This is a genomic window from Kitasatospora sp. RG8, assembly GCF_017813315.1.
GTDB lineage: Bacteria > Actinomycetota > Actinomycetes > Streptomycetales > Streptomycetaceae > Kitasatospora.
In genome coordinates, this window is sequence record NZ_JAGIYX010000008.1 from 221,098 (window position 1) to 233,538 (window position 12,441).

Sequence of the window (12,441 nt, forward strand, 5' to 3'; positions counted from 1 at the left end):
CGGCAGGATCGGCCGGGGGAGCAAGGTCAGCGGGGTCGGCAGGATCGGCACGGGAGGCGGGGCAGGCGGCGCCGGCCGGCCGCGGCACCCCCGCCATCAGCACGGACGGCACCGATCCTCCACCTCCGGACCCCTCCGGTTCGCCGGGCGCCACGGACTCCCCCGACTCGCCCGAATCGCCCGACTCCGGCAGCTCCAGCAGCTCCAGCGGGTCCGGCAGCTCCAGCGGCCCCGGCGGCTCCAACTCCGGTGGCTCCCGGTAGCCGACCGGACGGCAGCGGGACCAACGGCAGCCAGGCCCACGGCAGCAGGACCAACAGCAGCCAGGCCCACAGCAGCAGGAGAGGCGTCGGCGGAGAGGCGGCGAGATGTGCTGGAGCGCGCAGGCGGATCTGATCGCCGGCGGAGTGGTGTCGGGCATCGGTGTGCTCTGCCTGGTCCGGACCCACCGCGCCGGACGGCCGGAGCGGATGTTGCTCGCCGCGCTCCCCCTTGTCCTGGGCGTGCACCAACTGATCGAGGCCGCCGTCTGGTACGGCAGCGACGGCGGTGTCCCCGCCGTACCGGCCGGGTGGGCACGTACCGCCTGGGCGGTGATCGCGCTGCCGCTGCTGCCCGTGCTCGTTCCGGCCGGTGTCTGGTGCGCGGCCCGCGAACCGGCTCGACGGCGTATCGTCCTGCCCTTCCTCCTCCTCCTCGGCCTGCTCGTCGCCGTCCCGCTCGCCGTGGCCGTCGCCACCCACCCGGTATCGGCCAACGAACACGGCCACACTCTCAGCTACGCCATCGGCCTCCCCCACCCTGCCGTCCTCCTGACCGGGTACCTGCTCGCCACCGTCGGTTCGCTCCTCGTCAGCGGCGACCGCCTGCTGCGCCGCCTCGGCCTTCTCACCGGCGTGGGCGCCGTGGTCTGCGCGCTGCTGTGGCGGCTAGCCTTCGTCTCCACGTGGTGTGCCCTCGCCGCCCTCGCGAGCCTGGTCCTCCTCCAGTGGACCGGCCGCCCAGCGCACGAGTGACGGCCGCAGAACTGACGGCCGCACGACCGACGGCCGCAGGACCGACGGCCACAGGACTGACGGGCCACCGCCGGCCGTCGACGCTCGACCACCCGGCGCCCGACCGCCCCGTCAATCACGTGAAAACTCGATCACGTGAAAGCCCGGGCGCGGACCGTGCCGGGCGGGGCAGAATGTCCGCCATGACTGATCCGAACCCCGACTGGATCACCGTTGTGGCCTACGAGAACGTGTCCGGTCGCCTTCATCCGCCGGCCGCCGTCCGCGCTTGACTGCGTGACCGCGGAATCGACTGGATGCCCTTCGCCTCCGACGAGATCCGCTGGGGCCTGACCTGCGGCCGCGACTCCGACGGCCAGTGGCGCGGCTGGTTCGACGTCCGTGTGCAGGCCGCGGCGCTCAGCCGCCTCGGGCTCCACCCCGACCAACCGTCCGCAAGGGTCACCGGGCCGAGCCCTCCGGGCTGGTGGCACGCCGCCGCAGAGCGCAACGCCAGTCAGCAGTTCGGCGTCCGCTTCTGAGCCGTGCTACGCCGCCAGCGTCGGCCCCGGGGGATTCTCGACCGCGCTCGCCGGACCGTGACCGCGCAGGCGGTCCATCTCCCGCCACTCCGGGCGGAGACCGGCGAGCGTGGTGGTCGCGAAGTACAGGCCCCCGGAGACAAGCAGCACGGGTATCAGGCCGGTGAGGGAGATGGCGGCGCCGGCAAGGAGACCGCCGAGGGGGATGCCGGCCCAGGCGAGGGAGTCACCGAGGGCCCCGACGCGGCCGAGCAGGTGGCGCGGCACACGCTCGAAGAGCATCGCGCCGAGGATCGGGTTGAGGAAGCCGGAACCGAAGCCGCCCACCGCGAAGACGACGAGCACGACGCCCATCGGTGCGCCCATGGCAAGGACCAGGAACCTCGGGGCGCCGCAGAGCAGGAAACCGGTGAAGAACACGACCCGGCGCGGGAGCCGGTGGGCGAAGGCCGCCGCTATCAGGCTGCCGCCGACCGCGGCGATCCCCCAGACGCTGCCGGTGAGGCCGATGGCCGCCGGGCCACCGCCGGACTCCTGTGCCCAGACCGGGACGAGAACCGTCATGAACCCGGCGTCCAGCAGGTTCGTCACGCCGATCATCACGATCACGGTGAGCATCAACGGCTCGGTCCGTACGAAGGAGAAGCCTTCCCGGAACATCTGCCAGTAGCCGGCCTGCTGCTGCGCCCCGCCCTCCCCGGCCTCCGCCGGCGGCGGGGTGACGGCCGCCCGGCCCATGCCGCGCGGCAGGACGAGCGAGATGACCAGCGAGCCCAGTGCGAAGGCGACGGCGTTCATCGTCAGACCGGCCATCGGGCCGAGCAGGGCGATCAGCCCGCCGCCGACCGCCGGGCCGACGGTCGAGGCCAGCCGCTCGGTGACCCCGGCGAGGCCGGTGGCCCGTTCCAGCGGTACGCGGGCCCGGTCGGCCGCCTCGGGGACCATCACCTCCTTGGCCAGGTCACCCGGACCGCGAACGGCTCCGACCAGCCCGACCATGACGAGCAGCAACCAGAACGGCAGCACGCCCAAACCGTGCAGCAGCGGGATCAGGCCCGCGGCGACGGCGCTCACCGCATCGGTGGTCCAGGAGATGACCCGCGGGCCCAGACGGTCCACGACCGGCCCGGCCAGTGCCTTGACCAGGACATACGGCGCCATCTCGACGAAGGCGACGACTCCCGTCATGGTGGCGCTGCCGGTGGTGGCGAGGACGAACCACGGTAAGGCGATCGCCGAGACCCGCGTCCCCGTCAGGGAGATCGCCATGGCCCCGAGCACCCCCGCCAACGGCCGGACCGTTCGCGGCGAACCGGCGGCCTCCGGGGCCTCAACGGGGACGGTGGTCATGACCGGCCCTCCGATTCGTCCGCCTCGGGGCCGCTCGCGGGGTCGGGCAGCACCTGGAACACCACCGCGACCCGTTCCGCACCCTCCGGCACGGCGCCGAGCGCGGACTCGGACACGGCCCCGGACTCGGACTCGGATGCAGAACCGGAGTCGGACTCCGAGCAGGCCCCGGATGCGGGCTCCGAGCCGGACCCGGTTCCTGGCGCCCGTCGGTAGCGCCCGACCACCTCCGCCACCTCGTCGGCGAGGCGGCGCGCCTCCTCCGGCGTCAGCAGCAGCGACCAGTCGCTGAAGTCGAAGGAGTGCCGCCACTCGCGGGGCATGGTCTCGAAGGAGTTCAGTGCGCGCTGAGTGGTCAGCGCATTGGCGGCGACGACCGACCGCAGGTAGGAGAGCGCGGCCTCGGGCTCTTCGTCGGCCAAGTCCCGGTCCGCGAACCAGGTCATCTGGTGGAGCGGCTTCCACCAGCGCTCGCGGGCGTTCCCGCGCTCGGTGTCCTCCGCGACGAAACCCGCGGCCGCCAGCTGGCGCAGGTGGTAACTGGTCGCCCCCGACGTCAGCCCCATCCGCTCGGCGAGCCTGGTCGCCGTGGACGGCCCGTGCCGGCGCAGGAGCCCGACCAACTGCACGCGCACAGGGTGGGCAAGGGCCCGCAGGCCCTTGGCATCGAGGACGACGACGTCGTTCTGCGGCTCCGGGCTGTGCTGCCACTTCTGCTCTTCGGTCATGGCAGACAGCGTAGGACCGCAAAGACTTCTTCGCAAAGGGTTATTTGCGAAGAAGTCTTTGCGGTCCTCGGAGCCCCGACGGCCGCGCGCACCACCGCGTCGCGAACCCCCGGCACACCACCGCGTCGCGAACCCCGGCGACCGTCAGTCGCGGGCGACCTCCAGGATCAGGACCACGGTGAGCCCGCCGCCCGGAGTCGGCTCCACGGCCAGCCGCCCGCCGGCCGCGCGGATCAGCCCGTACCCGGCCGGACCCACCGGGCCCTCCGGACGCAGCCCGGCAAGCAACCACTCACGGGCCTCCGGGAGTTCACAGGGTCCGCGGTCCACCACCCGCAGCTCCACCCGGGCCCGGTCCGCCACCGGACCGCCCGCACCGGCCGGCCCCGCCCCCCGACCGCGGACGGCCCCCGTGCTGCTCCCGCCGCCCACGCCGCGCGTACTCCCGAAGCCGCCGATGCCGCCCGAACCCCTCCGGCCGGACACCGCGTCGGCCCGGACCAGCACCCGGGCCCCCGCCGGGTTGCGCCGGATCGCGTGGTCGACCAGCCCGGCCAGCGCGGACTCCAGCCGCCGGGCGTCCACGGCCACCACCGGCAGACCGGCCGGTATCCGCACCGCGACCGCTGCCGCACGCCCGCCGCCGCGCAGCACCCGCCGCACGACCTCGCCGATCTGGACGTGCTGCGCCTCCGGGCTGCACCCCTCACTGCGCTCGGTCCAGCGCACCCGCTCCAGCTCGGGCCGGGTGAGCGGGCGCGGTGCGGCCATCTCCCGGGGTGGCGGCCGCCCCGGACCACCGGCCCAGCCGGAACCTGCACCGCCGAACCCGTCCGCGCCCTCGGCGCCGCCCGCACCACCCCCGAACCCGTCGTCCCGGCCACCACCCGAGCCACCGTCCCGGCCGGAACCGCCACGGTGCCCGGACGCCCCGGACCCGCCCGGGCCGCCGAGGCCCCCGAACGCACCGAACCCACCGAGTACCCGGGCACCCGACGCGACATAGCCCCAGAGCTTCCCGCGTGCCATCGCCCTGCCCCTCGTGCATCACCGGCCGCCACCGCCGATCGCGCGGCAGGCCGGACAGGGCCGCGTTTCGGGCCCCCTCCGCCAAGCCTGCGCCTCCGCCACCCGGGTGACAATCCGGCTCATGGGCGCAAATCGGCCACCGCACCCCGCCGGTCGGCGGGTGTCGTCCCGGCCGACCGACGGGGCGGGGATCCACCTCGCGGGCCCCACACCCCCGAGGACCGTGTGCTCCGGGTACGCGCCCGGGGCCTTCCGGGCACACGCCCCGGGGTCGCGCGGCTGGGCACGGGGCCCTGGGGCACACGGCCCGCAGCCGCCCAGGGCCCTCGGGGCACGCGGCCCACTGCCGCCCGGCCCGATCCGGCCGCCGAACCTAGACTGACCCCATGACCCGGCTCAACGACCAGGTCCAGGAGCTGCTCCAGGAGTACGCCGACCTGATCTCGATCACCGGCGGGGACGCCTTCCGGGCTCGCGCCTACGAGAAGGCCGCCCGAGCGGTGGGCGGTTACCCGCAGGACGTCGCCGGACTGGACGCCAAGGGCCTCCAACAGATCCCCGGCGTCGGGAAGTCCACCGCCGAGAAGGTGGCCCAGTACCTCGCCACCGGCCGGATGGAGGCCCTGGAGACACTGCGCGCCGCGATCCCGCCCGGCGTGCGCGAGATGATGGCCGTCCCCAGCGTGGGCCCCAAACGCGCCCTCGCCCTCTACCAGGACCTCGGCATCGCCTCGGTCGATGAACTCGCCGACGCGATCCGCGCGGACCGGCTGAGCGGGGTGGCCGGATTCGGCGAGCGCAGCGGAGAGAAGATCCTGCACGGCATCGAGCTGATGCGGCAGTCCGGCGGGCGGACACTGCTCGACGCGGCCACCGAGCAGGCCGAGCAGGTCGTCGCGGCGATCTCTGCCGTGCCGGGCTGCACCCGCTGCACGTACGCGGGTTCACTGCGCCGGATGCGCGAGACGGTCGGCGACATCGACGTGCTCGCGACCGCCGAGGACTCCGCACCGCTGATGGCCGCGCTCACCGAACTCCCCTACGTGGCCGAGGTGATCGTACGCGGCCCGACCAAGACCTCGGTGCGCACGGCGAAGGGCCTCCAGGTGGACCTGCGGGTGGTGCCGGAGGAGGACTGGGGCGCGGCGCTGCTGTACTTCACCGGCTCGAAGGCGCACAACATCAAGCTCCGCACCATGGCCGTCCGGGCCGGCCTGAAACTCTCCGAGTACGGGCTGTTCGAGGTGGCGGACGCCGGGAACGGGGAGAGGGCCGGGAACGGGGACAGCGCCGAGGCCGGGGAGGCGGCCCAGGAGGCCGAGAGGAACGCGAGCGGCGCGAGCGGCGCGAGCGGCGCGAACGTGGTCTCGGCCACCGAGGAGGAGGTCTACGCGGCACTCGGACTGCCGTGGATCGCACCACCGTTGCGCGAGGACCGGGGCGAGATCGAGGCGGCGCTCCGCGGCGAACTGCCCGAACTGGTCACCGAGGCCGACCTCCGCGGCGACCTGCACACCCACACCAACCTCACGGACGGGCTCGCCGGCCTGGAGGAGATGATCGACACGGCGGCCGCGCGCGGCTACGCGTACTACGCCGTGACCGACCACGCACCCGACCTGGTCATGCAGCGGATGACCGACGAGAAGATGCTCGCCCAGCGTGAACAGCTGCGCGAACTCGCCGGGCGGCACAGGAAGATGCGCCTGCTGCACGGCACCGAGCTCAACATCGGGCCGGACGGCGGGGTCGACTGGGCCGCCGAGTTCCTGGCCGGCTTCGACGTCTGCGTCGCCTCAGTCCACTCGCACTTCGGCGCGGACCGGGCGACCCAGACCCGTCGGCTGATCCGGGCCTGCGAGAACCCGCACGTCCACGTCATCGGCCACCTCACCACCCGCCGGATCGGCCGGCGGGGGCCGATCGACGTCGACCTGGACGCCGTCTTCGAGGCCGCCGCCCGCACCGGCACTGCGATCGAGATCAACAGCTCACCGCAGCGGCTCGACCTGCGCGACGAGGACGTGCTGCGGGCGAAGCGGTACGGCGTGAAGTTCTCGATCGACAGCGACGCCCACGCCACCGGTCACCTCGCCTACCCGCGGTACGGGATCGGCACGGCCCAGCGCGCCTGGCTGACCACCGAGGACGTGATCAACACCTGGCCGTGGCAACGGCTGAAGCGGTTCCTGCGCAAGGACGCGCTGCGGTAGCGGCGGACCCCTCTTCCACCTCGCATCCGACCTGTGAAGTTTGCCCGAGTTCACGGTGGAAAACCCTGGTGCAACCGACGTGGGAGGAGCATCATGGAGGTGGACCTGCGAGGTAGATGAGGGAGTTCGACCGCAGGAGGCAGTGGCGACAGATCGAGACGGATCAGGGTCTGCCGCTGGTACCTCGGTCGACGATCGAACTGTTAGGCCGGAGGACGTGACGTCCGGAGGCCACCCCCGCCTCGCAGGTTCCGCGTGCCCGCATCGCACTGGCCGTACACCGCACTGGCTGTACTGCACTGGACTGGCCGTACTGCACCGGACGGGACCGGACTGGCCGTACACGGCGAGGTCCGTGCGGCGGACACCGCTACGCGGTCGGGACCGCGTACCCCATCTCCCAGGCGTGCACGGCGATGCCGACGCGGTTCTGCACGCCCAGCTTGCGCTGGATGCTGGCGACATGCGTCTTCACGGTGCCCGGTGAGATGAACAGCTCGGCGGCGATGTCGGCGTTGGTACGGCCCGCCGCGACGTGGCCGGCGATCTCCACCTCCCGTTCGGTGAGCGGCACCACGGGGGCACGACGGCTCTCCGGGCGCCGGGGCGCCGTCACGTGCTTCAACAACCGGACCGTGACGGACGGGCTGATCAGGCTCTCGCCGCTCGCCGCCGCCCGGACCGCCTCGGCCAGCAGCGCCGGACCGGAACGCTTCAGCAGGAAGCCCGACGCGCCGTGCTGAAGAGCCGGGTAGACGTACTCGTCCAGGTCGAAGGTGGTCAGCACCACCACCCGCACCGGCGTGACGGCACCCGGTCCGGCCAACCGCCGGGTCAGCTCCAGGCCGTCCATCCGGGGCATCCGGATGTCGACCAGTGCGACGTCCGGGCGCAGCTGCCCCGCGAGTTCGAGTGCGGCGACGCCGTCGGCCGCCTCGCCGACCACGGTGATGTCGGGCTGGGCCTCAAGGATCCGCCGGACGCTCCGGCGGACCGCCTCCTGGTCGTCCGCGATCAGCGTGCGGATGCGGGCCGGGCCGGCCCCGAGCGGCTCGGCGCCGGCCACCGTGGCGGACGCGGCGGCAGACACGGCAGCGGTGACCGTACCGGGCGCAGCGACAGGTGCCGTACCGGACACCATGGCAGGCACCGCGGAGGGCACCGGATCGTTCGGACCGTGCTCCGGATGAGGACTCGTCACGGGGAGCAGTCTCGCACGCTCCGCCGGGCCCGCCATGAGCCGCGCGCCGGTTCAGGCGGCCTTGCCCGTGAGCTCCGTCGCCCGGCCGTCGCGCAGCACGGTTATGTGCGGCGGGACTTCGACCCTGAACCGGGCGTCGCAGTTGGAGACGCCGCTGCAACTCGCCTCCAGCGTGAGGGTGTCGCCGTCCAGCACCCACTCGCTCCTCTGCTTGCCCAGGACCTCTGCCTTGAACCAGCGCGTGACCTTGACGTCCTGACGGTCCGTCGCCACCAGATCCGTCGGGACGTGGTGACGGGAGACCACGTTGAGCGTGGTACCGCTGTAGCCGAAGGTCCTGTCCTCCGGCGCGGCTTCGTCGGCCTTCGCACAGCCGGTGACGGTGACCAGCGCGGCAAACGCGACCAGCGCGGCCACGGCGGCAACCACCCGACGAAGGGACGCTCGACGAGCAGGCGTGTCCGGCACGGCCGGTGTGGTGGTCATGGGGTGGCTCCTCCAACGCGAACGACGATGACGGCTACGGCTACGGCTACGGCTACGGCTACGGCTACGGCTACGAGCTTGCCCGTTCCGCTTCGCCCTGCCATCTGCCGTTCGGCAGATATCCGGCCTCGATTTCGTCCCGTTCAGCCCCACTTCCGCTGCCGACCCCTGCCGAACGGGCCACCCCACCGGCCGTCCGAGTGGCGTGCTCTCCGCAGTCGGGCAGGGAAGGAAACAGGGTCCGTCGGTCACTGGCCGGGCCGATCTGCTGACGGCGCGTACCGCCCCGTACGGCCTGTACTGCCCGTAGTCAACACATCGTCCCCAGCGCGCCCCCGGGAAGGGGCAGACAAGCCGGACGGGAAGCCGCGGTTGCCCTGCACCTCCTTGCGGCCGTCGCCACGGGGCACCGTCACCTCGCATCGGCCCGGGGCGGAGACGGCCGTGGCGCTGCCCGTCAGGAGGGCGTCGATGATTGCCTCCACCAGATCCAGTTCTTCCACGGACCGGCCGGGTTCCCGGCTCACACCACCTGCTTCGACCCCGAGGACGATGGCTGCGGAGTCTCCCTGCCACAGCCAGGTGAAGCCGAGCGGACCCACATGCCGAGGGCGGACCGCGACATCCCGGAACCAACCGTCGTCCCGTTGCCCGACCTCCGCAACGCCCTCAAGGTCCTGCCTCAACCGGTCGGCCAGTGTGTTCCCCCACGTTGCCGGGCCGTGGAGACAGTCCTCGGGGCAAAGGCCGCCTGATGCGGCGGCTAGCGCACCGGCAGCTCACAGGTGATCCGCCAACCCGACGGCTGGTGCGGGCCCGCGCCGAGCGTCCCGCCGTGGGCGGCCACCCGCTCCGCCATCCCCGCCAGCCCGGTGCCGCCGCTGCCCGGCAGTCGCCGCCACAGGCCCCTCGGGCCTGGCGCGCGCCCCCGCCCGCCGTCGTCCGTCACCGACACCTCCACCACCCGGACCACCGACCCATCCGGACCACCCCGACCCGCCGACCCACCCCGCCCCTCCGGACCACTTCTCCCCGCCGAACCACCGGCATCACCCGAACCACCGGACTCTCCCACCCCACCCCGCCCCTCCGGACGGTCCACCACCGCCACCCGCACGACCACCTCCCCCGCACCGGGCGCGTGCCGCCGCACATTGGTCAGCCCCTCCAGGACGACGGCGTACGCGGTCGCCTCGGCGTCGCGCGACAACAACCCGGCGCCCTCCGGCGCCAGCTCGACGCTGGCCCGGGTCGAACCGGTCCCCGAGAAGCGCCCGACCAGTTCCGCCAGGTCGGCCAGCCCGTGGACCCGGGTGGCCCCGACGGCACGGCCTTCCCCCACCTCGTCGGCCTGCGGGTCGCGCAGCGCTCCCACCATCGCGTCCATCGAGTCCAGCGCCCGCAGTCCTGCCTCCTCCAGCCGACGCAACAGGTCGCCCGTCTCCGCCGCATCCAGGCCGGGCAGCTGGCCGGCCTGCGCCTCCAGGACGATGCCGGTGATCTCGTGGGCGACGAAGTCGTGCAGCCCGCGGGCCACTTCGAGTCGCTGCTCCCGACGGGCGCCGGCGACCGCGCGCTCCCGGCGGGCGTCCAGGGCCCGCAGGTAGAGGCCGGCTCCGGCCACGCCGACCGCCGGGAGCAACGAGAGCAGCGTGACGATCAGCGAACCGGTCCAGCCGCCCTCGGGAACCCGGAGGGCGAAGCGCAGCGGCACCAGCAGCACGGCCAGGCCGACCAGTGCCCCCACCGGCCCCGCCCACCGACCGGGCACCCGCCGCGCCGCCCGTCCAAGCAGCACCAGCAGGGCGAGCCACTCGAAGGGCAGCCAGAACGCGGCGAGCCGGTACGGGCCGGAGTAACCAACGTCCAGCGCCAGCGAGGCGATCGCGGCCAGTCCCGTCGCCCCCGCCAACGTCACCCGGCGGAACGGCCACGGCAGGACGGCCACCGCCGCCGCGAACGCCGACATGGCGGCGAGGAGCAACGCGGCCGCCCGCTGCCCCGGGTGAGCCAACACCACCGGCGCCAGCACACCGAGCACCGCGACGACGCTCAGCGGCCGGCGGAGCCGTACCGCCAAGCCGCCCGTCGCTCGGGCCGGGAGAACCGACGGAGCCGACGAAGCCGACGGAGCCGATGAAGCCGGGTCAGGATGAGGATGCGCGGCAGAGGTGAACCGGCCGTCCGACGCCGGGGTTTCGGTACGCATGCGCCCGAGCCTACGGGGGTCGCGCGATGCGTCTCGGGCCCGGCATTCCCCGGGATCGGCCCGGTCCCCGCCACAGAAGGAGTCGTGGCAGACCGCCAGAGCACGGACCGGTCCTCGTCGCCCGTTCATCAATGCCACCACGCCGCCGTCAGGTCGTGCCGCCGTGCGGTCGGCACGTGGAGTGCTGCCTGTGGAGCAGCTTCCTCTCCGAGGCCGTGGACCAGGGGTGCCGCTGTCGGGGCCGACGACCCCGTCCGGCTGCAGGTTCCCGTAGGGCTGGAACGCCTTGAGCGCGCGCAGGGCGTCGGGTCCGAACCGGCCGACCGGGTAGGTGCAGCTGCCGTCGTTGCCCCTCGCATCGGTCCCGAACCGGAAGCGGCGTGCGGCGCTGCCCGTCGCCCCGCAGCGGACCTACGGGCCACCGACCGGCGGGGTCGGCGGGGCCGGCGGTGGCGAGCCGGATCGCCGCCGCCACGACCGCGCCAACAGCCTTGGCCGGACGGGCGCTGCGGCTCGTGCCGACCATCCGGAGGCATCTCCCGGGAGCCGTCGGCGTACCGATCACGGACTGCCAGGGCGCGGTACCGTTCCCGGGGAGCGCCAACGGCAACTCCGCCGTACGGACCGACCCCCCGACCGCCGACCCGATCCAGAGGAACGCCCGCATGACCGACGTCCGCCCGCCCGCCGGCCGTCCCGCCCGCCACACGCCACCGGTCGAGAGCGCCCCGCCCGTCCCCGGCAACAGCCGACGGCGGGCCTGCGCAGCGCCCGCCCCCACCGCGGTGCCCGCCCCCACCGTCGCGCCCACCACCTCCACGTCGGCCGCCCGATGACCGCCGCCGCGCCCGACTACCGCCGACTCGCCGCCGTCGGACCGTACTTCGCGCTGGACGCCGCCGCCGCGTCCTCCGACACGCCGCCTGCCGGCTACCGACCGCTGCGCGAGCTCTACGCGGCGGGGCCGGACTCGCCGCTCGCCGCACGGGTCCGGGAGGTCGCGCGACGGCTCGGGACCGCCGAACCGCGCGTGGCGGCCTCGATCCTGCACCTCGGGCTGGCCGCCCGGTTCTGCTCGGTGAGCCTCGGCGCGGCCGTCCTGCTGGGCACGGTCCCCGCGTTGGAGCCCGACCGCGCGTACGTACGGGTGCCGGACCAGGGGCCGATCGACCTCTGGACCCCGTACGCGCCCGAACCGCGGAGCGCGCGGGTCGCGGACGACGAGGCCCTCGCCGAGCACCTCCACCGGGCGCTCGTCCAGGGCCAGTTGGCGCCGCTAGGCGCCGCCGTCCGGGCCACCGTGCCGCTGTCGGAGCGGCTGCTCCAGGGCAACGCCGCGTCCGCACTCGCCGGGGCGCTGCGCATGCTCGGGCCCCGAACGACTCCCGGCCGGGCCCGGACGCTGGTCGCACGACTGCTCGACCGGGCGCCGCTGGCCGGCACCGGGACCTTGGACGGCAGCGCCTTCCGGCGGAACAGCTGCTGCCTCTACTACCGCGTCGGCCCGGGCGCGGGCGTCTGCGGCGACTGCTGCTTCACCCGGCCACCCCGCCGTACCTGAGCGCCCCACCACCGCCCGTCCGACGGGGGATCGTCGCCAGGCTGTCCGCGACCCACTCCTCCGCCATGAACACCCCAACCACCCCAGCCCCGCACCCCAACCAACCGACCCCTTGCCCAGGAAATAC

General features: G+C 73.9%; 11 protein-coding genes. 5 read left to right on the forward strand and 6 right to left on the reverse strand.

Annotated elements, in window-relative coordinates; genetic code table 11:
* The first annotated feature begins 368 nt into the window (after nucleotides 1-368).
* Nucleotides 369-1,016, forward strand: a complete 648-nt coding sequence (locus tag J5Y04_RS15345) for a DUF6629 family protein (protein WP_209412551.1) — start codon at nucleotides 369-371, stop codon at nucleotides 1,014-1,016.
* Nucleotides 1,017-1,312: 296 nt separating this feature from the next.
* The gene (locus tag J5Y04_RS15350; RefSeq protein WP_209412552.1) at nucleotides 1,313-1,537 is read left to right on the forward strand and encodes a hypothetical protein; all 225 of its coding nucleotides are present in this window, start codon (nucleotides 1,313-1,315) and stop codon (nucleotides 1,535-1,537) included.
* Between the two features lie 6 nt (nucleotides 1,538-1,543).
* Here J5Y04_RS15350 and J5Y04_RS15355 read toward each other — a convergent pair whose 3' ends face one another.
* The 3 genes from J5Y04_RS15355 to J5Y04_RS15365 all read right to left on the reverse strand — a co-directional run bounded on the left by J5Y04_RS15355 (nucleotide 1,544) and on the right by J5Y04_RS15365 (nucleotide 4,386).
* Nucleotides 1,544-2,887, reverse strand: a complete 1,344-nt coding sequence (locus tag J5Y04_RS15355; protein ID WP_209412553.1) for an MFS transporter — start codon at nucleotides 2,885-2,887, stop codon at nucleotides 1,544-1,546.
* The gene (locus J5Y04_RS15360) at nucleotides 2,884-3,615 is read right to left on the reverse strand and encodes a transcriptional regulator (protein ID WP_209412554.1); all 732 of its coding nucleotides are present in this window, start codon (nucleotides 3,613-3,615) and stop codon (nucleotides 2,884-2,886) included. Before J5Y04_RS15360 ends, J5Y04_RS15355 begins: the two co-directional genes overlap by 4 nt.
* A 144-nt stretch (nucleotides 3,616-3,759) precedes the next feature.
* Nucleotides 3,760-4,386, reverse strand: a complete 627-nt coding sequence (locus J5Y04_RS15365; protein ID WP_209412555.1) for a hypothetical protein — start codon at nucleotides 4,384-4,386, stop codon at nucleotides 3,760-3,762.
* Nucleotides 4,387-5,030: 644 nt separating this feature from the next.
* Here J5Y04_RS15365 and J5Y04_RS15370 point away from each other — a divergent pair.
* Nucleotides 5,031-6,857: a helix-hairpin-helix domain-containing protein gene (locus J5Y04_RS15370; protein WP_209412556.1), complete on the forward strand. Its 1,827-nt coding sequence runs from the start codon at nucleotides 5,031-5,033 to the stop codon at nucleotides 6,855-6,857.
* A gap of 370 nt (nucleotides 6,858-7,227) precedes the next feature.
* Here J5Y04_RS15370 and J5Y04_RS15375 read toward each other — a convergent pair whose 3' ends face one another.
* The 3 genes from J5Y04_RS15375 to J5Y04_RS42880 form a co-directional block, all read right to left on the reverse strand.
* Nucleotides 7,228-7,947, reverse strand: a complete 720-nt coding sequence (locus J5Y04_RS15375; protein ID WP_374106031.1) for a response regulator — start codon at nucleotides 7,945-7,947, stop codon at nucleotides 7,228-7,230.
* A 162-nt stretch (nucleotides 7,948-8,109) separates the two neighbouring features.
* Nucleotides 8,110-8,544 (reverse strand): hypothetical protein, encoded by a 435-nt coding sequence (locus J5Y04_RS15380; protein WP_245204833.1) that lies wholly within the window; start codon nucleotides 8,542-8,544, stop codon nucleotides 8,110-8,112.
* 763 nt (nucleotides 8,545-9,307) lie between these two features.
* A complete protein-coding gene (locus J5Y04_RS42880) occupies nucleotides 9,308-10,624 on the reverse strand; it encodes a sensor histidine kinase (RefSeq protein ID WP_209412558.1) in 1,317 nt (438 codons plus the stop codon).
* 794 nt (nucleotides 10,625-11,418) lie between these two features.
* Between J5Y04_RS42880 and J5Y04_RS15390 the strand changes: the two genes are divergently transcribed.
* Nucleotides 11,419-11,589, forward strand: a complete 171-nt coding sequence (locus J5Y04_RS15390) for a hypothetical protein (protein WP_209412559.1) — start codon at nucleotides 11,419-11,421, stop codon at nucleotides 11,587-11,589.
* Entirely contained in the window at nucleotides 11,586-12,314 is a 729-nt protein-coding gene (locus J5Y04_RS15395) for a ferric iron reductase (protein WP_209412560.1), read from the forward strand. The genes J5Y04_RS15390 and J5Y04_RS15395 overlap by 4 nt, the downstream gene beginning before the upstream one ends.
* The last annotated feature ends 127 nt before the right edge of the window (nucleotides 12,315-12,441 follow it).